Annotated in this window: 22 protein-coding genes; 13 read left to right on the top strand and 9 right to left on the bottom strand. The window is 63.4% G+C overall.

The features are described 5' to 3' along the window. Nucleotides 1-31: 31 nt before the first annotated feature. Entirely contained in the window at nucleotides 32-1,087 is a 1,056-nt protein-coding gene (locus tag Bravens_RS01890; RefSeq protein WP_062019795.1) for a 4-hydroxy-3-methylbut-2-enyl diphosphate reductase, read from the bottom strand. A gap of 118 nt (nucleotides 1,088-1,205) precedes the next feature. Here Bravens_RS01890 and xseA point away from each other — a divergent pair, with 118 nt between their 5' ends. Together xseA and Bravens_RS01880 are read left to right on the top strand one after the other, a co-directional pair. Beyond that, nucleotides 1,206-2,528 (top strand): exodeoxyribonuclease VII large subunit, encoded by a 1,323-nt coding sequence (gene xseA / locus Bravens_RS01885; protein WP_062019793.1) that lies wholly within the window; start codon nucleotides 1,206-1,208, stop codon nucleotides 2,526-2,528. Continuing rightward, the gene (locus Bravens_RS01880; RefSeq protein ID WP_061944103.1) at nucleotides 2,521-2,778 is read left to right on the top strand and encodes an exodeoxyribonuclease VII small subunit; all 258 of its coding nucleotides are present in this window, start codon (nucleotides 2,521-2,523) and stop codon (nucleotides 2,776-2,778) included. The genes xseA and Bravens_RS01880 overlap by 8 nt, the downstream gene beginning before the upstream one ends. Before the next feature lie 81 nt (nucleotides 2,779-2,859). On the opposite strand, the gene Bravens_RS01875 is transcribed toward Bravens_RS01880, so the two are convergent. Then, nucleotides 2,860-3,429, bottom strand: coding sequence for a DUF4245 domain-containing protein (locus Bravens_RS01875; RefSeq protein ID WP_062019791.1), 570 nt, complete (start codon nucleotides 3,427-3,429; stop codon nucleotides 2,860-2,862). Between the two features lie 99 nt (nucleotides 3,430-3,528). Between Bravens_RS01875 and glpX the strand changes: the two genes are divergently transcribed. Genes glpX through Bravens_RS01860 form a run of 3 tightly spaced genes read left to right on the top strand, consistent with a single transcriptional unit; the run spans nucleotide 3,529 to nucleotide 6,712 of the window. After that, on the top strand, nucleotides 3,529-4,659 hold the full coding sequence (gene glpX, locus Bravens_RS01870) for a class II fructose-bisphosphatase (RefSeq protein WP_082790968.1): 1,131 nt from the start codon (nucleotides 3,529-3,531) through the stop codon (nucleotides 4,657-4,659). After that, complete coding sequence (locus Bravens_RS01865) at nucleotides 4,659-5,312, top strand: carbonic anhydrase (protein WP_062019789.1); 654 nt, start codon at nucleotides 4,659-4,661, stop codon at nucleotides 5,310-5,312. Before glpX ends, Bravens_RS01865 begins: the two co-directional genes overlap by 1 nt. Beyond that, a complete protein-coding gene (locus Bravens_RS01860; protein ID WP_082790967.1) occupies nucleotides 5,309-6,712 on the top strand; it encodes a class II fumarate hydratase in 1,404 nt (467 codons plus the stop codon). The genes Bravens_RS01865 and Bravens_RS01860 overlap by 4 nt, the downstream gene beginning before the upstream one ends. Nucleotides 6,713-6,866: 154 nt before the next feature. Here the strand turns inward: Bravens_RS01860 and uppS are convergent, their stop codons facing one another. Then, a complete protein-coding gene (uppS, locus tag Bravens_RS01855) occupies nucleotides 6,867-7,670 on the bottom strand; it encodes a polyprenyl diphosphate synthase (protein ID WP_062019787.1) in 804 nt (267 codons plus the stop codon). A gap of 165 nt (nucleotides 7,671-7,835) precedes the next feature. On the opposite strand from uppS, the gene trhA reads away from it, so the two are divergent. Continuing rightward, nucleotides 7,836-8,621, top strand: a complete 786-nt coding sequence (trhA, locus tag Bravens_RS01850) for a PAQR family membrane homeostasis protein TrhA (RefSeq protein WP_062019785.1) — start codon at nucleotides 7,836-7,838, stop codon at nucleotides 8,619-8,621. A 72-nt stretch (nucleotides 8,622-8,693) separates the two neighbouring features. Here trhA and Bravens_RS01845 read toward each other — a convergent pair whose 3' ends face one another. Continuing rightward, the gene (locus Bravens_RS01845; RefSeq protein WP_019175601.1) at nucleotides 8,694-9,017 is read right to left on the bottom strand and encodes a hypothetical protein; all 324 of its coding nucleotides are present in this window, start codon (nucleotides 9,015-9,017) and stop codon (nucleotides 8,694-8,696) included. Further along, nucleotides 9,017-10,015 carry a mycothiol conjugate amidase Mca gene (gene mca / locus Bravens_RS01840; protein ID WP_082790966.1) on the bottom strand — a complete coding sequence of 333 codons (999 nt, stop codon included), beginning with the start codon at nucleotides 10,013-10,015 and terminating at the stop codon, nucleotides 9,017-9,019. The genes Bravens_RS01845 and mca overlap by 1 nt, the downstream gene beginning before the upstream one ends. 93 nt (nucleotides 10,016-10,108) lie before the next feature. On the opposite strand from mca, the gene Bravens_RS01835 reads away from it, so the two are divergent. Beyond that, nucleotides 10,109-10,516, top strand: a complete 408-nt coding sequence (locus Bravens_RS01835; protein ID WP_062019781.1) for a DUF4307 domain-containing protein — start codon at nucleotides 10,109-10,111, stop codon at nucleotides 10,514-10,516. A gap of 89 nt (nucleotides 10,517-10,605) precedes the next feature. Next, the gene (gene greA / locus Bravens_RS01830) at nucleotides 10,606-11,097 is read left to right on the top strand and encodes a transcription elongation factor GreA (protein ID WP_062019779.1); all 492 of its coding nucleotides are present in this window, start codon (nucleotides 10,606-10,608) and stop codon (nucleotides 11,095-11,097) included. A 132-nt stretch (nucleotides 11,098-11,229) separates the two neighbouring features. Here greA and Bravens_RS01825 read toward each other — a convergent pair whose 3' ends face one another. After that, nucleotides 11,230-12,537 (bottom strand): AI-2E family transporter, encoded by a 1,308-nt coding sequence (locus Bravens_RS01825; RefSeq protein WP_062019777.1) that lies wholly within the window; start codon nucleotides 12,535-12,537, stop codon nucleotides 11,230-11,232. Nucleotides 12,538-12,642: 105 nt separating this feature from the next. Between Bravens_RS01825 and Bravens_RS01820 the strand changes: the two genes are divergently transcribed. The 3 genes from Bravens_RS01820 to Bravens_RS01810 all read left to right on the top strand — a co-directional run bounded on the left by Bravens_RS01820 (nucleotide 12,643) and on the right by Bravens_RS01810 (nucleotide 16,284). Beyond that, the gene (locus tag Bravens_RS01820) at nucleotides 12,643-13,602 is read left to right on the top strand and encodes an SGNH/GDSL hydrolase family protein (protein WP_062019775.1); all 960 of its coding nucleotides are present in this window, start codon (nucleotides 12,643-12,645) and stop codon (nucleotides 13,600-13,602) included. Then, entirely contained in the window at nucleotides 13,599-14,291 is a 693-nt protein-coding gene (locus Bravens_RS01815) for a Maf family protein (RefSeq protein WP_082790964.1), read from the top strand. The genes Bravens_RS01820 and Bravens_RS01815 overlap by 4 nt, the downstream gene beginning before the upstream one ends. Nucleotides 14,292-14,496: 205 nt before the next feature. Then, nucleotides 14,497-16,284, top strand: a complete 1,788-nt coding sequence (locus tag Bravens_RS01810) for an acetyl/propionyl/methylcrotonyl-CoA carboxylase subunit alpha (RefSeq protein ID WP_062019773.1) — start codon at nucleotides 14,497-14,499, stop codon at nucleotides 16,282-16,284. A 368-nt stretch (nucleotides 16,285-16,652) separates the two neighbouring features. Here the strand turns inward: Bravens_RS01810 and Bravens_RS01805 are convergent, their stop codons facing one another. After that, nucleotides 16,653-18,077 (bottom strand): NAD(P)H-quinone dehydrogenase, encoded by a 1,425-nt coding sequence (locus Bravens_RS01805; RefSeq protein WP_062019771.1) that lies wholly within the window; start codon nucleotides 18,075-18,077, stop codon nucleotides 16,653-16,655. A gap of 276 nt (nucleotides 18,078-18,353) precedes the next feature. Here Bravens_RS01805 and Bravens_RS01800 point away from each other — a divergent pair, with 276 nt between their 5' ends. Then, nucleotides 18,354-18,602 (top strand): WhiB family transcriptional regulator, encoded by a 249-nt coding sequence (locus Bravens_RS01800; protein ID WP_019175610.1) that lies wholly within the window; start codon nucleotides 18,354-18,356, stop codon nucleotides 18,600-18,602. Between the two features lie 87 nt (nucleotides 18,603-18,689). Here Bravens_RS01800 and Bravens_RS01795 read toward each other — a convergent pair whose 3' ends face one another. Together Bravens_RS01795 and Bravens_RS01790 are read right to left on the bottom strand one after the other, a co-directional pair. Continuing rightward, complete coding sequence (locus tag Bravens_RS01795) at nucleotides 18,690-20,168, bottom strand: sensor histidine kinase (RefSeq protein ID WP_062019769.1); 1,479 nt, start codon at nucleotides 20,166-20,168, stop codon at nucleotides 18,690-18,692. Beyond that, nucleotides 20,165-25,081, bottom strand: a complete 4,917-nt coding sequence (locus tag Bravens_RS01790) for an NAD-glutamate dehydrogenase (RefSeq protein ID WP_062019767.1) — start codon at nucleotides 25,079-25,081, stop codon at nucleotides 20,165-20,167. Before Bravens_RS01790 ends, Bravens_RS01795 begins: the two co-directional genes overlap by 4 nt. A gap of 69 nt (nucleotides 25,082-25,150) precedes the next feature. Between Bravens_RS01790 and Bravens_RS01785 the strand changes: the two genes are divergently transcribed. After that, nucleotides 25,151-25,618, top strand: a complete 468-nt coding sequence (locus Bravens_RS01785) for a DUF2505 family protein (protein ID WP_082790963.1) — start codon at nucleotides 25,151-25,153, stop codon at nucleotides 25,616-25,618. Nucleotides 25,619-25,638: the final 20 nt, after the last annotated feature.

The raw sequence follows: 25,638 nt of genomic DNA, 5'->3' as shown, positions 1-25,638 counted from the left end.
GAGCGGCAGGCTGTGTGACGTTTAAGAAACGTCAGCGCAGGTCGTGTTCGCGGTCCGCGCCATCCTTCTTGTTTGACGTCTTGTGTCCGGCAGCCTTGAGGTCCTTGCGCAGTTCGCGCGGCAGCGAAAACATCAGGTCCTCGGTAGCGGTCTGCACTTCTTCGACATCCGTGTAGCCGTACTCGGCCAGAAGCTTCAGCACTCCCTGCACCAGAACCTCGGGAACAGAAGCACCGCTGGTCACACCGACGGTGGCAACATCGTGGAACCACTCTTCGTCGACTTCGCGCGCAAAGTCCACCCGGTGCGCGGCCTTCGCTCCGGCTTCCAGAGCAACTTCGACAAGACGCACCGAGTTCGACGAATTCGCCGAGCCCACAACGATCACCAAATCTGCCTGCGGTGCGATCTTCTTCACCGCAACCTGACGGTTCTGGGTGGCGTAGCAGATGTCATCGCTCGGCGGATCCTGCAGCTGCGGGTAGCGCTCCCGCAGAATATTGACCGTTTCCATGGTTTCGTCCACCGACAGGGTGGTCTGCGAAATCCAAATGAGCTTTTCGGGATCACCCAGATCGACCGTGCGAGCCTCATCCGGGTTCTGCACCAGCACAATGTGGTCAGGGGCTTCGCCCATCGTGCCCTCGACTTCTTCGTGACCATCGTGGCCCACAAGGACGATCAGGTAGCCCTCTTTGGCAAAGCGGATTGCCTCACGGTGTACTTTCGTCACCAGCGGGCAGGTGGCGTCAATCGTCTCGAGATTGCGCGCAGCGGCCTTGGCGTGCACCTCCGGAGACACACCGTGGGCAGAGAACACCACGCGTTCGCCTTCGGGAACATCATTGGCGGAATCGACGAAGATCGCGCCGCGCTCGGTGAGCGTCTCAACAACATGGCGGTTGTGGACGATCTCCTTCCGAACATAAACGGGCTCACCATAGTGCTCAAGGGCACGTTCAACGGCGATGACAGCACGATCAACGCCCGCACAGTAACCGCGGGGAGCCGCCAGCAGAACCTGCTTAGCGCTCTCGGGCTGTCGGATTTCACTCGGCTCTTTGCGCACACGAGGCATGGCCGGCATGGGAACGCTCACAGTACTCACGCCACCATTGTAGGAAGCGCCTATGAGAATTCTGTGTCAGCACCTGGCGTTAGACTTCCCGACAACCCCAAGCGACGGCAGCAGAAGCGGAGGAAGCGTGGCACAGCGGATCAGCGGAACCCCGGGAACACTGGGCGCGCACACCCCACGCCCCCTGCCCGCACTGGCCGGCGACACCACTGCGGACAACCCGTGGCCCCTGGCTCTTCTGTCGCGCAAGATGAAAGAGTACATCGACCGCATGTCGGTCGTGTGGGTCGAAGGCCAGGTCATCCAGTTCAACCGGCGCGGCCGGGTCAGCTACTTCACGCTGCGGGACCTCAACGAAGAAATGTCGCTGCCCGTGCAGGTGTTCAACGACGTCCTCGAAAGGCTCGAATCCCCCATCGAAGAAGGCTCGCACATCGTCGTGCAGCTCAAAGCAGACTTCTGGGGCAAAGCCGGACGCCTGTCCATGCGCGCTCGCGACATCCGCCCGGTCGGTCTTGGCGAACTCCTCGCCCGGTTGGAACGCCTGCGCCGTCAACTGGCAGCGGAAGGCCTTTTCGACCCTGCGGCCAAAAAGCCGCTGCCGTTCCTGCCCGGCAGAATCGGGCTCATCACCGGACGGAACTCCGATGCCGAAAAGGACGTCCTGCGCAACGCCACCCTGCGCTGGCCGGCCGTGCAGTTCGAAGTGCGCAACACAGCGGTGCAGGGAACAACCGCGGTCGGCCAGATCATCAGCGCACTGCGCGAACTCGACAGCGACCCCACTATCGACGTCATCGTCATCGCCCGCGGCGGCGGAAGCATGGAAGACCTCCTGCCGTTTTCCAACGAAACGCTCATCCGCGCGGTCTCTGATGCCACCACCCCCGTGGTGTCAGCCATCGGGCACGAAGCCGACAACCCCATCCTCGATGAAGTTGCGGACCTGCGCGCATCCACGCCGACCGACGCTGCCAAGAGAATCGTGCCGGACGTCCACGAAGAAAACATGAAGATCCTCCAGGCGCGCGCCCAGCTGGACGGAGCCCTGGAGAGGTTTATCTCACGCGAACTCACAGCACTGGAATCCGTGCGCTCAAGGCCCGTGCTCGCTGAACCGCAGCAGATGATCACCTCACGCCAACAGGATGTCGAAAACTGGCGCGAACGCGCCTGGCAGCTGGGCAATGCAGCAGTGCAGTCCGGCTTGGCGGAAGTCCAGCATTTGCGCACCCAGGTTCGCTCGCTGTCGCCGCTGAACACTCTGGCTCGCGGCTACGCCGTGGTGCAGAGCGCTGACGGAACCGCCGTGCGCTCTGCGGAAACACTTCTACCCGGCGATCACCTGACCATCACAGTCGAGCGCGGTGTCTTCACCGCCGACGTCACTGAAATCACCAACACCGACGGCCCCGGACGCCCCACGGAAGGAACAGATTCACATGACTGAGAACACCATGCCCGAAAGCACCGCTGCACCGTCGGATGCGCAGAACATGAGCTACGAACAGGCGCGCGACGAACTCGTCACTGTCGTGCGCACACTCGAAGGCGGCAACCTGCCGCTGGAAGAATCACTGCGCCTGTGGCAGCGCGGAGAAGAACTCGCCGACCGGTGCCAAGCATGGCTCGACGGTGCCCGCGAAACCCTCAACGAGGCTCAGGCCAAGCGCGAAAACACCACGGAGTCCGCTGAATAAGGGCTGCAGCTTCAGCGGCGGTTTCCGACCGCTCAGCGGCGTTCAGCAGCCGCGCTGGAGCAGAGCCAGTGAAAGAAGCACTCAGCCGTTCAGCTGTTCGACGGCCTGCTTCGCGTATTCGTGGTAGCTCTCCCACCGGGCTGAGCCCTTGAACACGACCGTTGTTCCGGCAATCTTGCCCACCAGCGCCTGCTGGGTGAGGTCCTTCGATTCGTATTCGGTGAACGTCACCCCATCGATGTCCGACTTTCCGCGTTCGACAGCGCCGTCAACAACGGAGGCGAGCCAATCATCGTCGCCCTCAGACTGGCGAACAGAAACCCACTGGTCCTGGGGGCCGACCATCGACACGTACCACGTATCTGCCTCAGGGTGGCCCATCTTGGTGAAGTGGGCGTCATTGGCGTTCCAGTCCTCGAGAAGCTTCGGTGTGTAGAGATCGAAGCCGGCGTGATCCTCGGCAGCCTGGCCGATCGAGGCAACATCAACGCTGCGCGTAGGATCGCCCTTCGGCTGCGGAACGAGCATAAAAACAACGAACACCACGCCGAAGCAGATGAGCAGGGCGATGATCATATTGACCCAGTTCGACGTCAGGCGGATCTGGCGCATTTCTTCCCGCGAACCGGGAACGGGCTTCTTCTCAGACACGCCCCCTATTGTCTCTGAGCGCGAACGCAAACGCACACCCACCCACCCCTTGGCCCATCTGAGTTCGCTGTGTCACAGCCGGGTGGCACAATAAGGACTATGAGCACCAGCGAAACACCGGCAGAAAACCCGACTGTCAAAGGCCACCACAACGGCGGACGGGCTTCTGCCCCGCCTCAGGCCGTCACCGATGAATGGACGCAGCGTCTGCGCACGCAGGCCGGCGAACCCGACCGCAACCTCGCACTCGAACTCGTCCGCGTCACAGAAGCCGCCGCAATCGCGGCAGCCCCGTGGGTGGGCCGTGGCGACAAACTGGCCGCCGACGGCGCCGCAGTTGCCGCCATGCGCAATGTCATTTCAACCGTCACCATGAACGGCACCGTCGTAATCGGCGAAGGCGAAAAAGACGAAGCCCCCATGCTGTACAACGGCGAAGCAGTTGGAAACGGCGACGGCGCTCTGTGCGATGTCGCAGTCGACCCCATCGACGGCACCACGCTGACCGCCAAGGGCATGCCCAACGCGATTTCCGTCATGGCGGTCTCTGAAGACGGCTCCATGTACGACCCTTCGGCTGTCTTCTACATGGAAAAGCTCGTCGTCGGCCCCGACGCCGCAGACTACGTTGACCTTCGCCTGCCGGTGGACGAAAACATCCGCCGCGTTGCAAAGGCCAAGGGCAACCCCGGCAACCCTTCCTCGGTCACCGTCGTCATCCTCGACCGCCCCCGCCACAAAGACCTCATCCAGCAGGTCCGCGACGCCGGCGCACGCGTCAAGCTCATCTCCGACGGCGACGTCGCGGGCTCCATCGCAGCCTGCCGCCCCGGCACCGGAATCGACATGCTCATGGGCATCGGCGGAACCCCCGAAGGGATCATCTCGGCCTGCGCAATCAAGGCCCTCGGCGGCGTCATCCAGGGTCGCCTGTGGCCACAGGACGACGCTGAACGCCAGGGTGCAGTCGACGCGGGTCTCGACGTCGACGCGGTGCTCAGCACTGACGACCTCGTGACCGGCAACAACACGTACTTCGTCGCCACGGGCATCACCGGCGGCGACCTCCTGGGCGGTCTGCGCTACGAAGGCAAGCGCGTCGTCACAGAATCGCTCGTCATGCGCTCGAAGTCCGGCACGGTCCGCACCGTCATGGCCGAGCACCTTCTTGAGAAGACCCACTCCTACGAAGAAGCAGCAAAGGAAGCCGCTGCGCGAGGTCTGGTCTGATGCCGGCACGCAATCTGACCCCGCAGCAGGCGCTTGAGCACCTGATGGAAGGCAACAAGCGCTTTGTTGCCGACACCCCGTCGCACCCCAACCAGAACTCCAAGCACCGCAGCACGCTGACCGACCACCAGCACCCGTATGCAACGCTGTTCGGCTGCGCTGATTCGCGCGTTGCCGCGGAAATGATCTTCGACGTCGGTCTTGGCGAAATGTTCGTCGTCCGCACGGCCGGCCAGGTCACGGACGCCGTCACCATCGGCAGCCTCGAATACGGGGCATCCAACCTCGGCACACCGCTGCTGATCGTGCTGGGCCACGACAGCTGCGGGGCTGTAACCGCCGCAGTGGAATCCCTTGAAACCGGCGAAACGCCCAACGGATTCGTCTACGACGTCGTCTCACGACTCCTGCCGACCGTCATCCACGCTCGTCGCGACGGCTTCAATGACATCGGCGGCGCTGTACACCAGAACACCGTCGACACGGTGCACCTGCTGTACGAACGCTCACAGATCCTCAAAGAGCTGGTCGACTCCGGCCAGCTCATGATCGTCGGCATGACCTACAAGCTCAAAGACGGCCGCGCCAAGATCGTCGCCCAGATCGGCGGCGAAGCGGCCACGGAAAACGAACTCACGGAGGCAGCACAGTGACAGAATTCCGCATCGAACACGACACCATGGGCGAAGTCAAAGTCCCCAAGGACGCCCTCTACGCCGCGCAGACCCAGCGCGCCGTCGAGAACTTCCCCATTTCGGGCAAGACCCTCGAAAACGCTCACATCGCGGCTCTCGGCCAGGTGAAGAAGGCCGCAGCGCGCGCCAATCAGGAACTCGGCGTTCTCGACGCCGACCGCGCCGAAGCCATCGCCCAGGCAGCTGACGAAGTCATCGCCGGCAAGCACAACGGCGAATACCCCATCGACGTGTTCCAGACCGGTTCCGGCACCTCGTCGAACATGAACACGAACGAAGTCCTGGCCAACCTCGCCACCCAGATCCTCAAGGACAAGGGCATCGAGGTTCACCCCAACGACCACGTGAATGCTTCCCAGTCCTCCAACGACGTGTTCCCCACCTCGGTGCACGTCGCCGTCACAGGCGCACTGGTCAACGACCTCATTCCGGCTATGCGCACTCTCGCTGAATCGCTGGAGAAAAAGGCCGAAGCCTGGAAGGACGTCGTCAAGGCCGGCCGTACCCACCTGATGGACGCAACCCCGGTGACGCTGGGCCAGGAATTCTCCGGCTACGCCGCACAGGTGCGCATCGGCATCGAGCGCATCGAAGCTTCGCTCCCCCGCGTGGCTGAAGTCCCGCAGGGCGGCACTGCCACCGGCACCGGCATCAACACGCCCGACGGCTTCTCCAAGCGCGTCATCGAACTGCTGGCCGAACAGACCGGCCTGCCCATCACGGAAGCGCGCAACCACTTCGAAGCACAGGCCAACCGCGACGGCCTCGTGGAAGTCTCCGGTCAGCTGCGCACCATCGCCTACAGCTACATGAAGATCAACAACGACCTGCGCTGGATGGGTTCGGGCCCCAACACGGGTCTGGGCGAAATCCACATTCCTGACCTCCAGCCCGGTTCGTCGATCATGCCCGGCAAGGTCAACCCGGTCATCTGCGAAGCCGCGATCATGGTTTCGGCTCAGGTCATCGGCAACGACACCACCATTTCGCTGTCCTCGACCAACGGCGCTTTCGAACTCAATGTGGGCATCCCCGTCATGGCTGCGAACCTGCTGGAATCCATCCGCCTGATGGCCAACACCTCGGTCGTCATGGCTGAAAAGATGATCGACGGCCTCACAGTCAACGAAGAGCGCGCTCGCTTCCTCGCCGAAGCATCGCCGTCGATCGTGACTCCGCTGAACAAGGTCATCGGCTACGAAGCAGCTGCAGCCATCGCCAAGCACGCTGTTGCAGAGAAGATGACGGTCAAGGAAGCCACCATCGACCTGGGCTACGTCGAAAACGGAACCATCACGGAAGAAGAGCTCGACAAGGCTCTTGACGTGATGACCATGGTCGGCAACTACAACCGCTGACCCAGCGCTGGGCAAACCAGTCTCGGCAAGCCCCTGACAGCAGAACGGGCGCCCGCCGGCTCCACACGGAGTCGGCGGGCGCCCGTCTTTTAGCTGCCTTATAGCTTCAGGCGCCACGCCCCGGTGGCGCCACGCCCGGTGCGCATTCGGCCCGTCAGCGGCCGAAGCGGCGTGAACGGTTCGAGAAGTCGCGCACCGCGCGCAGAAAGTCTGTTTTGCGGAAAGCCGGCCAGTAGGCCTCGCAGAAGTAGAACTCCGAATAGGCGCTCTGCCACATAAGAAAGCCTGACAGCCGCTGTTCGCCCGACGACCGGATGATCAGATCGGGGTCCGGCTGTCCCTTCGTGTACAGGTGCTCTGAGAGCTTCTCTTCGGAAACATCGTCGATTGTACAGCTGAGGTCGCGTCCGGCTTCGAGTTCTGCCTTCAGGTAGGACCGAACCGCGTCGATGATTTCAGCCCGCCCTCCGTAGCCGACGGCAATGTTGACCGCAACGCGCGAAGCTGTTTCAGACGCCCCGGCAGACCGTTCCTGTGCCGCCTGCAGTCGGCTGCGCAGACCACCGGGAAGAAGTTCAAGATTGCCCACAAGGTTGACGGAGTACCACTCAGTGTCGGCGATTTCGTCAACAAGGTCGCCGATGATTTCGGTCAGCGCCGCAACTTCTTCTTCGGCACGGGCCAGGTTTTCCTTCGACAAGACGTAGAGGGTGACCATTTCGACGCCGATTTCATCGCACCAGCCCAAGAACTCGATGATCTTCTGAGCTCCGGCCCTGTGGCCCTGTTCGGTGGTTGCGCCGAATTCGCGCGCCCAGCGACGATTGCCGTCGGTGATGACTCCGATGTGACGGGGAATCGCGGTGTCCGGCTGCAGGGATTTGACCATGCGCAGGTTGTACAGCCAGTGCAGCAGGCCCGTGGATGAACCAGCACGCGGTATTCTCGGTGCTTTCATCTTTCGGCCTTCCTCCCGTGCGGACAGTTGACTCATGTGAGCCTTCAGCCCATCGACTTCCGCATCCACCGTGTGCTTGTGGGTGCATTCCTAATCTAATAGATAGCAGGGGCCGCCCTGTGGAATGCCCACGCTTCTATCAGTCCCAAAACATACACTTCACATATGGAGCACCAAACCGCCGCCTCGGCCCTTGTTCCGGACGATCGGCCACGTGAAGAAACCACTGCCCCCGGCCGCAGGGTCTCTGTGTCGCGCAGCCGCATGTCACGCCGCAGGCGAGCCTTTCTTCGCACTGAGCTGGGCCGTATGGTCGGGCAGAAGAAAACATCGTGGCGCGGGTGGATTCACGTCGGCGCATTCCCTTTGGCCGTCATCGGCGGACTCGCTGCCGTCATCCTCGGTCCGACCATCCCGGTGCGCCTGGGTGCTGCTGTTTTCGCCCTGACCGGCATGCTGCTGTTCGGCACTTCGGCTGTATATCACCGTGGACCGTGGCGCATGCGCATTCGCCTGCTGCTGCGCAGGTTCGATCACGCCAACATCTTCCTCATCATCGCCGGCACCTACACTCCCCTGGCACTGCTCCTGCTGCCGTCTGACGAGGCGCTCATCCTCCTGACCGTCATGTGGGTTGGGGCGGCTGCCGGTGTTGCCTTCCGGCTCATCTGGACGTCAGCCCCGCGTGCGCTTTTCGTCCCGGTCTACATCGGCATCGGTGTGGCCGGGGTCGGATATGTGCCGCACATGTGGGTGGCGAACCTTGCCGCGGGAATCCTCGTGGTGATCGGCGGGGCTTTCTACATTGCCGGTGCTGTCATCTACGGGCTCAAGCGCCCCAATCCGGTGCCGGGAGCCTTCGGCTTCCACGAGATCTTCCACGCCTGCACCGTGGTGGGCTACGGCTGTCATCTGGCGGCTATGCTCACCGCCTCCGCTATGGCCATATAAAAGCGGGGCGACTGCCCTGTCAGGCAGTCACCCCGATCTTTTGGCATTCCTCTTAAAGGCGCCGATCAGCTTTCAGCTGTCTGTGCGGGTGTCTTCGGGTCCGGTTTGTCCGCTGTCGCCGTCCTGCCTCTCTTCCGGTCCCTGCCAGTCGGGGCGGGCTGACTGCTGTCCTTCGAGGTCGCCGTCTTTGCGCAGCGGAATGGTGTATTCGACCCGTGCGCCGTCGCGTGCGCGAATGCGGCGAATGCGGCGTACGGCGTCGCGGATGAGGAAGATCGTTGCAACCACAACAAGCGCTGTGGCGACGAACCCGATTGTGCCGGGGGTGACCAGCACGGGGTCCGGCATTTTCGGCGGCTGTTGCTGTGCCACGGCGAAGACGATGGTGTCGAGCATCATTCTCCTTGGAGTTTCTGGGCGGGTTCGACGATCTCAATTCCGGCTGTGCGCATGGCGGCTTTCAGGTCTCCCGGCGCTACGACGGTGCCGTCTTCGAGTGTGATTCCCTCAAACAGGTCATGTTCGGAGAACTCGCCGAAATCGCCGTCCCTGCCGGTGTTGTCGACGGCGAGTTCGAACTCTTCTGTGGGCCAGTACTGTTCAGCCATCATCTGCACTTCCGAGAAAAACCCGCTGCTTGGGTCGATCTGGGTTGCGTGAGCGCGCAGCGCTTCTGCCGCGGTCTCCAAGAAGGCCCCCGCGGGGATTGATGCGGTCAGCTTGTAGTCGCGTTTGTTCGCCGAGCTGCGGATGCGCTCCTGGCGTTCAGCACTCAGGGGCGATTCAGCGCCCAGTTTCGCCATGATGCCGTGAATGTGCATCCACTTAGCCGGGGTGAGGTCCATGTTGTAGTAGACCTTCGGCACCTGCCAGGCCTCGCCCAGTTCGGGATTGCAGTCAGCATCAGCTGCCATCTGGACTGCGAGCATCGTGGCTTCGTGAGCGCGGATGTGGTCCGGGTGGGGGTACCCGCCGAGTTCGTCATAGGTCGTCACCACGTGCGGGCGCAGTTGGCGGATGAGGTGGACCAGGGGCCGTGCCGCGACTTCTGTCGGAGCGGTCCAGAACGTTCCGTGATCAATATCGTCGAAGCCGCCTTCGGGCAGGCCCGAATCAACGAAGCCGATCCACTTGTGCTGGGCACCAAGACGCTGTGCGGCACGCGCCATTTCGTCCCGGCGCAGACCCGCGATGTCGCGAATGGCCGCGGGGCTTCCCTCGAGAGCAGGGTTGAGAATCGAACCCGCTTCCCCACCGGTCATCGTGGCGATCGTGACCTGCGCTCCGAGTGTCGTGTAGAGCGCCGTCGTCGCACCTCCCTTAGACGATTCGTCGTCAGGGTGAGCATGCACTGCAAGCATGCGCAGCTGCGAATACGGCGCGGTTGGCTTCACGTGGACCTCCATGAGGGCGCGGGGTCGCTCCGGGCGGAAATGACTACTCTAGACTAGTACGTCGAAGGTAGACGCTTGACAGAAAGGTCGGCTGTGAGCGAAAGATACGGGGGTCGTGCACCGGGCTATCAGGGCACGAAGCTGAATAAGCGCCCTCTGCTCATCGTCGCCGGCGTCGTCACCGTACTCATTGCAATCGGGGCTGCTTTCTTCGCGTTCCGCCCGGCCGGCGCACCGACCACAGCGTCCAATGTTTCGTTTGAGGCCCTCGACTCCAACCGCGCGGTCGTGACATTCAACATCCGTCCGGATCGCGAACGGGACTCCGTGTGCTCAGTTGTTGCCAAGAACGATTTCGAAGCCGTGGTGGGCTACCGCGAAGTGACGATCCCAGCGTCACCCGACACCGCCTCGTCAGATCTGTTCCATCAGGAAGTCGAGGTCAACACGACCCAGCGGGCCGTACAGGGACACTTAGAATCCTGCTGGTTCGTCAGCTAAGATAGCCGAATCACCATCCCGGGTCCCTGCGGACCCGGGATTTCACGTAGACAAGCGCTGCACGGTGCAGCGCCTGAGGAGGAAACAGCATGGCTGAGGAAAACGTCGGCGACAAGACGTGGCTGACCAAAGAGGCCCACGAGCGCCTGACGAAGGAACTCGAGCACCTCCAGGGCCCGGGCCGCGCAGAAATCGCCGAGCGCATTGACGCGGCACGCGAAGAGGGCGACCTCAAAGAAAACGGCGGCTACCACGCTGCCCGCGACGAACAGGGCCAAATGGAAGCTCGTATCCGCCAGCTCGAAGAGCTGCTGCGCAACGCAGAAGTCGGCGAAGCCGATGCGGACGACAAAATCGCAGGCCCCGGCAAGCTCATCGTGGTCGAAATGAACGGCCGCAAGATGGAGTTCCTGCTGGGTTCGCGCGAAATCATCTCTGAAGAGGACAAGGTTGAGGTCTTCTCCGAACAGTCGCCGCTTGGCAAAGCGGTCAACGGTGCGAAAGTCGGCGACGACGTCGAATACGAAGCACCCAACGGTCGGAAGATCACCGTCACCGTGAAGTCTGCCAAAGCTTACTGATCACCTGAAACAGCGGGAAGCAGACTTCCCAAAACACTGACGGCGGGAACAGACACACTGTCTGTTCCCGCCGTCTTTGTGTTCAGGCTGAACCCAGTCAGAACCTCACAGACTCAGTCAGAATCAGCGGGCTCAGTCAGCAGGTTTGCCCTCTTTGAAGTCAGAGATGATGACGGTGCGCCGACGATCTTGAGACGACCCCACCTGGGTCGATGAGTCATCATCCGGCAACTCGGGGCCCTCCCCGGGGGCGATCACGCCTTCACGCCGAGCGTCAGCGAGCATCTGCTGGGAGGACAGTTCGGCAAGATAGCCGATGGCGGCGGATACAGAAGCGACTACCGGCACGGCGAACAGGGCGCCGACAATGCCGAACTGGTAGGAGCCGACGGCCACTGCGAGAACAACGGCCAGCGGGTGAACAGAAACCGCCTTGCCCATGAGGAACGGCTGGAGCACGTTGCTTTCGACCTGCTGTACAAAAAGGACGATGGCAAGCATGACGATCGCATGGACAAATCCCTTGGCCACCAGTGCCAGCAGAACCGCGATGATGCCCGTTGCAACCGCACCGACAATCGGGATGAAGGATGCCAGGAAGATCAGCACCGTCAGCGGAATGACGAGCGGCACACCCAGAATGAGCGCGCCGATGCCGATGCCCAGAGCATCCACCGCTGCGACGATCACCTGGATGCGGGCGTACTGGCCCAGTGCCACCCACCCGCGAGTGGCAGCTCCGAGCGCAGGTTCGCGCGCCGGCACCGGCAGCAGACGGGTGATCCAGCGGGCGATGGTGGATCCTTCGAGAAGGAAGAAGAAGGTGGCGAACAGCGAAATCAGCATGCCTGCGAAGAAGCTGCCGACACTCGTCGCAGCACCCACAACACCCGTTGCGATTTTGCCCTTCTGCTCGCTGAGGAAGGTGTTGACCTGCTGTGTTCCGTCAGCAACAGCCTGTGCGATCACGCTTGAATCCAGGCCCAGCGGGTTTGACTGAAGCCACGTGGCAATGGCGTCAACACCCTTCATGGTGGTTGACGTCAGATCGATGATGCCGGTGACAAGCTGCTGGCCGACGAGCGCAAGCAGGCCAACCACCACAAGGATGAAGCTCAGCAGCACCATCGCGGCAGCAGCTGCACGCGGCCACTTGTGACGCACCAAGAAATTCACCAGCGGAGTCAGCAGCGCCGAAATGAGCAGGGCGACAAGCAGCGGAATGAGAACGTATGTGACCTTCCCCAGGAGCCACAGAAGAACCGCAACCGCTGCCAAAACAACAAGCGAGCGCCAGCTCCACGCTGCGGCCAAGCGCAGTCCGCGCGACACAAAGGGCACGTAGCTTCGCGACTGCAAGCGGTACGCGTCAGCCATAGCGGGGTCGGTCAGCGGCTTGACCGCTGTTCCCGGCTGTTCTTTGGAGCTCTTCTTCGTCATGAGACCAGGCTATATCCTGCACGCCGTTTCAGCGCTCCCGGCTTGCCGAACGCGAGGTGTGTCCTGTGCGTAGGCCGCCGTGGGCGGGACGGTTAGAGTGGAATTGTGAAGAACAGCTGGAAAGCGATACTCGCAGTCGGAACGACAGCCGGTGCTGCAGTGGGAGCCGGATCGGGAATTCTGCGCGCACAGTCGAAGCGTGTTCGCCGCGCGTTCCGCGCCGATGCACAGCGGCGAAAATATCCCCATGCCGCCGTCGTGAGCGAAGACGGCTCGCGCGGCCCGCTGAGCGCTGAGGACAGCGGCCTGCCCGCCGTTGCCGTCATCGGGGATTCGTGGCTGTCCGGCGTCGGTCTGGAAACAGCTGCCGACCACCCGGCTGTGCGCATTGCCCGGGGCTTTGCCGCTCTGGCACAGTCACCCGTGCGCCTGCGCAGCCTTGCTGTTCCCGCCGTCGGAGCTTCCGCTGTTGCCTCCCAGGTTTCGGAGCTGCTGGCCGATGCGACCATGGAGCGCACACCCGGCGGATCGCAGCTTCGCCTGGCCGTTATCTCAATGGGCACAGCCGATGTGGTCCATCCGGTCAAAGGCACAATCGGCCTGCCGATCCTCACCAACGCCATCAACCGACTGCAGGTTGAAGGCCACTACAGGGTCCTTGTTCTCACCACTCCGAACCTCGGCGGGCTGCCGGGTCTGCGCAATCCCGTGCGCACAGTCCTGCGCCGCTCATCGCGTGTTCTTGCCGGATCGCAGACTGTCGCCGCCCTGTCGACCAATGCGGTCCCCATCAGCCTCACCAACCTGCTTTCCGGCACCTCGCGAGTGAGCCTGCTGGCACCCGAAGGCCGCTACCCATCCCGCTTCGGAAGCGCTCAGATCGCCTCGGGTGTCATCACAACAGCCGCCCGCGTCATGGAGTTCCCCACCGCGATCGCCCATCCTTCCCAGCCCTCGTCAACTCCCCCTGCACCCACACAGGCCTTGGAAAGGCAGGCCGCCCGGGCACCTCGGAACCGTGCGGCAGAAGAAGCCGCGGGGGAAGAACAGGAGAGCACAGTATGACCGCAGTGATCCTCGCATCCGGGTCTCCCTCCCGCCTGTCGATCCTGCGGGCAGCCGGCGTCGAACCGACCGTCATCGTGTCCGGCGTTGACGAAGACGCGGCCCTTGCCCGGGCAGAACAGGAGCGCGGCCGCGAACTCACCACCGCTGAGCAGACCGCCGTCCTGGCCACCGCTAAGGGCCGTGCGGTCATCAGCGAACTGACCGCTGACAGTCTGCCGGGCCGCACCGGTGAACCGGTTGTGCTCATTGCATCGGATTCCATGCTGGAACTTGACGGGCGGGCCGTCGGCAAACCGCACACACCGGAAAGGGCGCGCGCACTGTGGCGGGACATGGGCGGACGCACCGCTCATCTGCACAGCGGCATCTTCATGGCGCGCTTGAGCCGCGCGAGCGACGGCGGTGCACCTTCTGTTGAGGACTCCGCGGAGGCCGTGGGCTCCACGCTGATCACCACCGCTGAACTCACAGATGCTGAGATCGATGCCTATGTGGGAACCGAGGAGCCTCTCGAGGTGGCAGGAGGGCTCACGATCGACGGCTACGGGGCCGCTTTTGTCACCAGGATCGAGGGTGATCACACCAACGTCCTGGGCATGTCGGTTCCACTGCTGCGCGATATGTGCCGACAGCTGAGCATCGAATGGCACTCCCTTTGGAACAGGGCGTCCGGTGCCAGCGTGTGAGCGCTGACGCTGTCGGTGCCGTGTGAGCGGTCACGTAGATGGCCCCCAGCACGCACCGGGCTGACAGGTAGGCCAACCCACAGAAGACACGCGTGCACAATGCTTGCGCCAAAAGCTTTTCCCCTGCTTTTGTCTTCAACACACAAACTATTAGTGCCTATCACTAGATTTGCTGTGTCTATCCCCGATCCCCACAGGAGAGCGAATGTCGTCGACCTTTTCCGCAACGGTGAACACAAAGCCGTTCACGCGGGTGCTCATCGCCAATCGCGGTGAAATCGCCCTCCGGGTTGTCCGGGCATGCCACGATCTCGGCCTGACCGCGATCGCCGCATACACGACACCCGACTCCGACGCCGACTTCGTCCGCTACGCCGACGACGCCTGGCTCATGCCCGGCAACGGCGCAGCTGAAACCTACCTCGACATCGACTCCATCCTCACAATCGCGGAACGCTCCGGCGCCGAAGCCGTTCACCCCGGCTACGGGTACCTGGCAGAAAGCCCCGAATTCGCGCAGGCGGTCATCGATGCGGGGCTCGTGTGGGTCGGACCTCCCCCGGCGGCCATCGCCGGTCTTGCAGACAAAGCCAACGCCCGCGCTGTGGCCCGCGAAGTCGGCGCGCCCACCACGCGCGGCTCCAACGGCCCTGTCGAGAACGTCGGCGACGCTCTGGCCGTGGCCGATGAAATCGGCTACCCCGTCGTCATCAAAGCAGTCCACGGCGGCGGCGGACGCGGCTTCCGCACGGCAGCAAGCCGCGCCGAACTGCCGCATGCCTACGAATCCGCCGGCCGCGAAGCCAAAGCCGCTTTCGGCCGCGACGACGTGCTGGTTGAACAGCAGATCCTCCGCCCCCGCCACATCGAGGTTCAGGCAATTGCCGATGCCGCCGGACGGATCCTCATCGGCTCGACCCGTGACTGCACACTGCAGCGCCGCAACCAGAAGATCATCGAAGAGGCGCCGGCACCGTTCCTCAGCGACGAACAGGTTGCCACGCTGACAGAGGCGACTGAAAACATTCTGCACGCCGTCGGCTACGTGGGTGCGGCCACGTGTGAGTTCCTCATGGGCGACAACGGCACGCTGTCGTTCATGGAAACCAATGCCCGCATCCAGGTGGAGCACACCATCACGGAAGAAGTTGCCGGCATCGACCTGGTCGCATGGCAGCTGAAGATCGCCCAGGGTGAATCGCTGCCCGAATCCTTCCCCGCTCCCCGCGGTCACGCCATCCAGTTCCGCATCAACGCCGAAGACCCCGCCCAGAACTTCTTCCCGGCAACCGGCAAGATCACGGCTCTGCGCGAACCCGCAGGCCCGGGTGTGCGCATGGACTCCGGTGTGGAGGTCGGTCGTTTCGTCACCTCTGACTTCGACCCCATGCTCGCCAAGCTCATCGTGACCGGCGAAGACCGCCAGCAGGCTCTCGCGCGTGCACGCCGTGCCCTGGACGAATACGTCCTGGAAGGCGTGGCCACACTTCTGCCGCTGCACCGCGCACTCGTGAACGAACCGGCTTTTGCCGACGACTTCTCGGTGTCAACCGAATGGCTGCAGACGGAATACGTCCCGAACTTCGACATTCCCGCCTCAACACCGGGTGAGACCGGTCCCGAAACCAGTTCGGTCGATGTTGTCGTCGAGGTTGACGGACACCGCCTGACGGTCAAGGTTCCCAAGGAGCTTGCTGCTGCCGGCAACGGCAGCGCGGTCCCCGCTGAGCGTCCCGCCCGTCGTCTGCGCCGCAAGGGATCGCGCCGTTCGAACAAATCGGCTGAACTGGCAGCTCCCATGCAGGGCACCATCGTGTCCGTCGAGGTGGCAGCCGGCGATTCGGTATCTGAAGGTCAGACGCTGGCCGTCATTGAGGCCATGAAGATGGAACAGCCGCTCAAGGCCACCCGCGAGGGTGTCGTGAGCGACGTGTTGGTTGAGGCAGGCGCCTCCGTAAAATCAGGAACGACGCTCATCACCTTCGCCTCCTAAGGCCTGCCTGCCGAGCGTACGGGCCAGCTTTCGGCACACCCGTTAGACGGAATCTGCGCCTTAGCCGCACAAAAACACCCAATAGCCGGGATGTGCGCCTTAGCAACCACTGCTAAAGCGTGGATCCGTTGCTAAAGCGTGGGCGGGTGCTGAAGGCCGAGGCGCCGGGTGAGTGCTGAATGCCGAGGCGCCGGGTGAGTGCTGAAGGCCGAGGTGCCGGGTGAGTGCTGAAGGCCGAGGTGCCGGGCGGGTGCTGAAGACGAGGAGCCGGGGCCGCACGACCAACAGACAGCAGAAGAGCCGCACTGCTCAGTGCGGCTCCTTTGCTGTGCGGCTCTTCTGCTGTCTGCGGCTAGGTCTTCCGCGGTTCAGAAGTCCAGACCTGCCGACTGGTGCAGACGGCGGGCGGCCTCAGTAATAGAACCAGACAGCGACGGGTAAACGGCAAAGGATGCTGAGAGCTGATCGACGGTCAGGCGGTTTTCGACTGCAACCGTGATCGGCATGATGAGCTCAGATGCTTTCGGACCGACGACAACACCGCCGAGCACGGAACCTGATCCGCGGCGAGCGTAGATCTTGACGAAGCCGTCCTTGATGCCCTGCATTTTTGCGCGCGCGTTGGTGGGCAGCGGCTGCAGCAGCTCTTCGACGTCATGACCGGCTTCAGCCATGTCCGCCTGCGAAAAGCCTACGGTTGCGATTTCCGGTGCCGTGAAGACGTTGGATGCGACATTGCGCAGCTTCAACGGCATAACCGCGTCGCCGAAGGCGTGCCACATGGCGATGCGGCCCTGCATGGCGGCAACTGAAGCCAGCGGCAGCACGGGTGTGCAGTCACCGGCGGCGTAGATGCCGGGAACGGTGGTGCGCGAAACACGGTCGACGCCAATGTGGCCGGATTCTTCCACTGCGATTCCGACGTCCTCCAGACCGAGGTCGTCGGTGTTCGGGATCGAGCCGACCGCCATGAGGCAGTGGGAGCATTTGACCTTGCGGCCGTCAGCCAGTTCGACAGTCACGCTGTCGCCGTCGCGGGTGACAGAGGCTGCGCGCGAACGGCTGAGAACGTTCATGCCGCGACCGCGCAGAGCATTCTCAAGCACTTCGGCGGCGTCTTCGTCCTTGCCGGGCAGCACCTGGTCTCGCGACGACACCAGGGTCACTTCGCAGCCGAGTGCCTGGTAGGCCGAGGCGAACTCGGCACCCGTCACACCCGAACCGACAACCACGAGGTGTTCGGGCAGTTCGTCAAGGTCGTACAGCTGCTTCCATGTGAGGATCCGCTCGCCGTCCGGCTTGGCGGTATCGAGTTCGCGCGGATGCGCACCGACGGCGACGAGAATGGTGTCGGCCTTGAGCTGGTACTCCGTGCCGTCAGGCTCGGTGACATCGACAAGATCCGGGCCGGCCAGACGGCCGCGGCCCTTGATGACTTTGACACCCGCTTCGTGCAAACCCTGCTTGATGTCGGACGCCTGGGCATCAGCAAGCCGCTTGATGCGCGCGTTGATCTGAGCCAGATCAGCGTCGAGGCCGTAGTCGTCGGAATCGCCGGAGGTGACGAGCCCCAGGTGGGAGGCCGATTCCATTTCGACCATGAGTTCGGCCGTTGCGATCAGGGACTTCGAAGGCACAACGTCGGTCAACACTGCCGAACCGCCGGTGCGATTGGCTTCGACGAGCATGACTTCACCGCCCATCTGAGCGGCGACGAGAGCGGCTTCGTATCCGCCGGGACCACCGCCGATGATGACTACACGGTTCTGCGAGGGATCAAGCACATTCTTCACACGGGCATTATCGCAAACTCCCGCGGCGACCGAACTGGCCGGTCCGGGTGCGCCCATCCAACAGCACCGGCCATCACCCTGCGGTCAACCAGAGTTGTCATGGAGTTCACACAAGAAACCCCTTGTGTACGCGTGCCCGGTGTGTGACCCTTAATACAGGCTGTAAACACAGGCCATTCGAAGCATCGCCGCTCCCTCCATCCACACCCCTGGATCAGGCATGCTTTGGTGCCCTCACCAGCCGCCTGCCTAACGGCAACCGTACGAAAGGACATCATGGACTGGCGCCACCGCGCAGCGTGCCTCAATGAGGACCCCGAGCTCTTCTTCCCCATCGGAAACACCGGGCCGGCCCTGCTTCAAATCGAAGAGGCCAAAAGTGTCTGCCGTCGTTGCGAGGTTGCTGAAACCTGCCTGCAGTGGGCTCTTGACTCCGGTCAGGACGCCGGTGTGTGGGGCGGTATGAGCGAAGACGAACGCCGCGCCCTCAAACGTCGGGCTGCACGCGCACGCCGAGCACGCTGACATCAAGCAAAGCGCAAGCGGGGACTGAGTGACTCAGTCCCCGCTTCTGCGTGTGTACGGGAATTCCCCGGCTGCCCCGGGCTTCAGCTATTCGCCTTCGCGCAGCGGAACATCAATAACAGCTTCCGTGCCGCCACCGGGGCGCGGCCGCCATTCGATGTTGCCTTCGAGGTTGGTGGTGATGAGCGTGCGCACAATCTGGGTGCCCAGGCCGGAACTCGGACCGCGCTCCCCGGAAATGCCCACCCCGGTGTCTGCGACGACCACTTCGAGGCGATCGTCATAGCGGCGAGGGGTCACGGTCACCGACCCCTCAACTTCTTCGTCTTCGTCGAAGCCTCCGAAGCCGTGTTCCACAGCGTTGGTGACCAGTTCCGTCAGCGCAAGAGCCAGAGCGGTCGAATCAGCCGAGTTGATCGGCCCGAAGCTGCCGCGCCTGCTCACCTCCACCCGAATGTTCGGTGAAGCCAGCTCCGGTGTCAGGCGCAGGCCCTTGTCGACGATCTCATCGAAGTTGACTTCCGTTTCGATGCCCTGCGACAGCACCTCGTGGACAATCGAGATCATCTCGACCCGGCGCATCGCCTCCGAAAGCGACTCCTTGGCGTGCGGTGATTCCGTTCGCCTCTGCTGCAGGCGCAGAAGCGCCGACACCGTCTGCAGGTTGTTCTTCACCCGGTGATGCACTTCGCGGATCATGGCGTCACGGCTGAGGAGATCGCGCTCACGCCGGCGGATTTCCGAAACGTCGCGCAGCAGAACAAGCGCACCCGTGCGCACACCACCGCGCGACAGCGGTACCGAGCGCAGCGAAACGGCAACTCGGCCCGCCTCGACCTCGGTGCGCCATGCGGCCCGCCCCGTGAGCACCAGCGGCAGAGCTTCATCGACCGGCCGCTGCTGTTTGATCAGGCCGGACACGATCTCAGCCAGGTAGAGGCCCTCAATGTCGCCTTCGTGCCCCAGCCTGTGCAGAACCGAAATCCCGTTCGGCGACACGTACCGCACCCGGCCCTCGCGAGCCAGCACAACCAAGCCGTCCCCCACCCGTGGTTCACCTCGGCGGGCAGCAGACGGCGCCTCGGTGCCGGGGAAAGACCCTTCGGCGATCATCGCCAGAAGAGTCGATCCGCACAGCCGGTAGTTCCGCTCCAGCCTGCTGACACCGCCGCGGCGGACACCCTGCGTGTGGCGGGTCAGCAGCGCAATCGTGCGACCATCGCGCTTAACCGGCACCGCTTCGACCTCGGCCAGGTCACATTCGTCCTCGTGAGTGGCGACAATCCGCCCCTCCGCGTAGGCGCGCGCCAGAAGATCGTGCACCAAGGGCTCAGCACGCTCCCCCACCTGGTCGCGGTGGAACACCGTCGCCCCCGTGGTGGGCCGGCAGTGGGCGATGATGCGGAAGCTCTCCTCACCATCGACTTCCTCTGGAACCCACAGCACGAGGTCGGCAAAGGACAGGTCGGCAATGAGCTGCCAGTCCCCCACCAGCAGGTGTATCCACTCGGCGTCTTCTTCCCCGCGGATCGACGGCGCCGACTGCAGCTGGTCCGTGAACGTCATCGAACCTCAGACTGGAACTCGGTGGAGCGGACAACCGAACGCAGCATGCGCAGCAGAACCGAAATCGGGGCCTGACCGGGGTCATCGATCCGGCTGATCTCGTCAATGAGCTCCACCACCTGCTCCATGGTCGTGCGGTTGGTGTACTCCCACTGCTCCATGCGCTCAGCCGCACGGTCTTCCAACGTCGGCGCTGTTGTGTGCGAAACATCGAAAACAGACACGACGATTCCGTGCATGGCCTGGTAGAACTCGTCGCGCGTTGCCGCACGCGCCAGAGCCTTCCAGCGGCTGCTGCGGTCGAGCCTGCCGATCATCTTCAGCAGCGACGCCGCCTGGAAGCGAGCCGACATTCCGTAGTAGACGGCGGCCACGTCGAGTGCCGGACGGTCCACGCGGCTGGCGATCTGCACAATGTCCAGCAGCGAGAACTCATCGAGCAGCCCGGCTGCGCGAGCGGCGACGTCTTCCGGGACGCCCTCGTCAATGTACGCCTGCTTGTTCGCTTCGTAGTCCGACAGGTCCTTGCCCTGCAGAACTGAGGGCATGAGATCGCGCAGCTGAGCGACAGTGGCCTGGTAGTACTCGAGTGCGCTGAGCACGTCGAATTCACCCGGCGCCTGCTGGATGAGCCAGCGCGATGCACGGTCAAGCAGACGTACTGCGTTGTACTGCAGGCGCTTCTGCACATCGACTGACACCCGGTTGTCGAGCGTGCGGATGTCATCCAGGTGCGCCTCAAGGCTGAACAGCTCGTTCACGACCGTGTAGACCCGGGCAGCGTGGGCGACACTCGTGCCGGTCTCTTCCAGCAGACGGTAGAGATAGCTGATGCCGCCGAAGTCCACAATCCGGTTGACGAGGTTCGAAACCGCGATTTCGCGTGCCAGCGGGTGGGAGGCCAGGACCTCGGAGAACTGCTCGGCAAGTGATGCCGGGAAGTAGCTCTCGAGGTACCGGCGCATAAACGCTTCATCCGGCACCGCCGAGTTGTAGATCTGGCTGCCGGCGTCCATCTTGACGTAGGCCAGGAGCACCGCGGTTTCCGGCGTTGTGATGCCGCCGCCGGCTTCGTGGCGCTCTGTCAGCTCTGCGTCGGTGGGCAGCGCTTCGACTTCGCGGTCGAGCCCCGCGTGCTCTTCGAGGTATCCCATGAGGCGCACGTGCGTCTGCGTCATAGCGCGGGCATTCCACGCGGCGTCGCCCAGGGCTGCATTCTGCGCGTAGTTGTGCTCAAGCACCGACTGTGCGACGTCATCCTGCAGTGAGCGCAGCAGGCCGCTGCGGTCTTCGCGGGCCAGGGCGCCTGCGGCGATGGCCTGTTCGAGCAGCAGTTTGATGTTGACTTCGTGGTCAGATGCGTCAACGCCGCCGGAATTGTCGATTGCGTCGGTGTTGATGCGCACCCCGCTGCGGGCGGCTTCCACGCGTCCGCGCTGGGTGCAGGCGAGGTTGCCGCCCTCCACTACGACGCGGGCGCGCACGTCTTCGCCGTTGATGCGGATGGCGTCGTTGGCCTTGTCGCCGACGTCGAGGTCAGATTCTTCCGTGGCCTTGAGGTAGGTGCCGATCCCGCCGAAGTACAGAAGGTCGACGGGGGCGCGCAGGACTGCGCGGATCAGGTCATCGGGCGAGGTGGAGCCCGGTTCGATTCCGAGGGCCTCGGCTGCCTCTTCACTCACCGTGATGGCTTTGGCGCTGCGGGAGAACACGCCGCCGCCTGCGGAGATGAGCTCCTTCGAGTAGTCCTGCCAGGACGAGCCGGGAAGGTCGTACAGGCGCTTGCGCTCCTGGAACGATGCGGCCGCATCCGGGTTGGGGTCGATGAAGATGTCGCGGTGGTCAAACGCTGCGACCAGGCGGGTGTGGGGTGTGCGCAGCATGCCGTTGCCGAACACATCTCCGCTCATGTCGCCCACGCCGACGACGGTGAAGTTGTCTTCGTCCGTGTTGACCCCAAGCTCACGGAAGTGGCGCTCCGTGGACTTCCAGGCACCTCGGGAGGTGATGCCCATTTCCTTGTGGTCGTAGCCGTTCGACCCACCGGAGGCGAAGGCGTCACCCAGCCAGAAGCCGCGGGCGGTCGAGATTGCGTTGGCCACGTCGGAGAAGCGCGCCGTGCCCTTGTCTGCGGCGACCACGAGGTAGGCGTCTTCGCTGTCGTATATGACGGTGCGCTCAGGGCTGACGGCCGTGCCGTCGGCATCGAGGTTGTCGGTGATGTCCAGCAGCGCGCCGATGAACTCTTCATAGGCTGCCTGGCCCAACTGGGCGCGAGTTTCGGGGTCGCCGACCGGCAGGCCCTTCGGGTAGAAGCCGCCCTTCGCGCCCGCCGGCACGATGAGGGCGTTCTTGACCATCTGGGTCTTCGCCAAGCCGAGGGCTTCCGTGCGGAAGTCATCGCGGCGATCCGACCAGCGCAGGCCGCCGCGGGCGACCGCACCGAAGCGCAGGTGCACGCCCTCAACGCGCGGGGAATAGACCCAGGTTTCGATCTGCGGGCGCGGCAGCGGCAGGAAGCTCAGCTCGTCCGGCAGCAGTTTGAACGCGAGCGCCGTCGGCAGGGTGCCGTCGGTCGGGTGGTAGAAGTTGGTGCGCACAACAGCCTTGATGAAGGCCAGCATGGAGCGCACGATGCGGTCCTCATCGAGGGTTGACAGGCCGCGCAGGCCTTCTTCGACACGCTCTTCGAGTTCACTGACCGCGGCTTCGCGGTCACCGGCGAAGTCCGGGTCGAACTTAGCGGCGAACAGGTCGACCAGGCCGCGGGCAAGGTCTGTGTTGGCCGCGAGCACACGCGCGATGTAGCTGTCGGAGTAGGCCACCGAGGCCTGGCGCAGGTAGCGGACGATTGCGCGCAGAATCTCGACTTCGCGCCAGTTCAGGCCCGCCAGCAGCAGGCGGTCGAGGTTGCCGTACTCGCGTTCTTCCATCCACCCGGCCAGGTAGGCGCCTTCCAAACGGCCGAAATCAGCCTGCGTGATGGGTGTGGGGAACTCGATGCCGAAGTCGTACAGGTAGCGCTGTGTGCCATCGCCGAGCGACAGGCGGAACGGGCGTTCGTCGATGATGTCGCCGCCCATGGACGACAGCAGCGGCAGCATGGTCGACAGCGACGCGGGCTTGCGCTTGTAGAACAGCATGCGCACGCGGGTGAGTTCTGCGTCGTCCGGCAGCGTGTCAGGATCGATGCCTGCCTCGCGCAGATATTCGGAGTCCGGTTCAAAGCGCATGAGTGCGCTGCCCAGACGTTCGCATTCTTCAAAGCGCGCAATATCGGTCAGTGCCTCGTGCGGCGTGTAGGACTCTTCGTAGGCGCCGGGGAAGGCGTTGCCCCACTGGGCCACGCGGGCCTGATCGCTGTGGGATACACGAGTGCCCGAAGGTGCGAGGAATTCCTGCACGTCTTCGCTCCAGGACCGCACGGCGGCCCGAATCCTGTCGGCCACTTCTGCGGAGTCGACCGCGGGAAGCGGTTCGTTGCGGGCCACCCGGGCGGTGAAGTGCAGGCGGGCGAGTGCGGACGAGCTCAGCTGGACGTCGAAGTCCACGCTTTCAGCCCGGTAGCGCTGACGCAGGACGCGCTCAACGCGCTTGCGCGAAGCTGTGTCGTAGAGGTCGCGGGGCACGTACACGAGCACGGACACGAAGCGTTCGTATTCGTCACGGCGGATGAAGACGCTGGCTTCGCGCTTCTCCTGCAGGTTGACCACCGGCAGGACGACCTTTTCGATGTCTTCGATGGTCGACTGGAGGATTTCGTCGCGCGGGTAGCTTTCGAGCACCGACAGGAGTTCGTCACCGGAGTGCGATTCCCGGGACATGCCGGAGCGTTCGATGATCGCGCGGACCTTGCCGCGGATGACCGGGATGTCGAGGACTGACGAGGTGTACATGGACGTTGTGTACAGCCCGACGAAGCGCTTCTCACCGACGATCTGCCCGTTTTCGTCAAAGGTTTTGACACCCAGGTAGTCCATGTAGTCAGGACGGATGATGTGGGAGCGCGAATTGGCCTTCGTCAGGACCAGCACGTGGCGGTCCAAGGCATGCGCGGCAACGGCTTCTGACAGCGGTGAGGTGGTGGCGCTGCGCATAGCGGAAATGCCCAGCGCGGTGGCCTCAATCGGTTCGAGGACAGACTGGCCGTCGACTTCTTTCAGCCGGTATTCGCGGTACCCCATGAAGGCGAAGCGCCCATCGAGCCATTCGAGCAGCGCGGCGGCTTCGCTGGCTTCGTCTGCGAGGTCTTCCGCCGGCGGGTTTGCGCGCAGGCCTTCCGCGATTTCCCGGGCGCGGTCGCGCATGGCCGGGTAGTCGCGGGTGGCCGCACCGAGCATGCTGACAACGCTTGCGAGGGTTTCCTGCAGTTGGCCGAACTCTTCTTCCGGGATCCGGTCGATTTCGATGTGGATCCATGATTCGGGGTTCGACTGTCCGCCTTCGCTGAGCTCAGCCGAGATGATCGGCAGGGCCGAGGTGTCGGTCGTGGTCTGTCGCAGCTGTGCGGGGTCGATCACTTCGAGGGTGCCGCCGGTGCGCACGGTGCGCAGGATGGGGTGGTGCACGGCCCGGATGGCGTAGCCGAGGCTGGAGATCTTGTTGACGATCGAGGACAGGAGGAACCGCTTGTCACCGACGACGATGTCGATGATGGTGCGGTTGCCGGTGTAGTCCGGGGCCTCTGCGTCGGGGTTGTGAATGTCAATCTGCGGCGCTTCGCCGTCGAAGCGCTGGGCAACACCGAAGTGGTAGTCGAGGGTGGCCGCGAGCACTTCTGGGCCGTACACCTCGAAATCGCTTTCGGTGACATTCGGGTAATACGCGCTGACAAGGGCGGCTGATCCGGGGTTGCCTGACAGCTGCTGCCAACGCTGTGCGATTTCGGCTGTGTGCGCCTGCGTCACGCTCATCACCTCATGAATGGTCTAAAGCTTTCGGTACCACTCTAGGACGTGAATGGCGATCGGTATATTTGCCGAATGAAGAAAATTCGCGTGAGTGAACGACTGAGGGTGGAAACCGACTCGATCCGCTCGATTCTGGCCTCCCCGGACAGCTGGCAGACGGCTGAAGGGTCCACTGCGACAGTCGAAGCGACTGGCTCCGGAACCGTCGTACACGCCCGGGCCTCGCTGGCCTCTTTTGACATTCCCGATGCCGCTGCCGCGTTCGTGAGCAAAGCGGCGCACCTCGAGCAGACGATCACGGTGCCGAACGCATTCCCGGATCAACCGGCCGCCTACAGCGCAGAGATTCCGGGCGTGCCGCTTGGCATCACCGCCGACATCACCGCTGAGGGGCTGGGTGACGGTCATTCGCTCATCACGGTCGACGCCGAGGCGGAATCCTCCATCCCGCTGCTGGGCGGCATGATCGAAGAAGCCGCGGCAGCCGCGGTCGAACGTGTCTTCCGCGACCGGTTGGCCACCATCGCCGGCTCTGAGTGAGGCGGAGCTGAGCGAGGGTC

It is taken from the genome of Brevibacterium ravenspurgense (assembly GCF_001584615.1).
Classification (GTDB): domain Bacteria; phylum Actinomycetota; class Actinomycetes; order Actinomycetales; family Brevibacteriaceae; genus Brevibacterium; species Brevibacterium ravenspurgense.
This window is presented reverse-complemented; position numbering and strand designations above follow the sequence as displayed.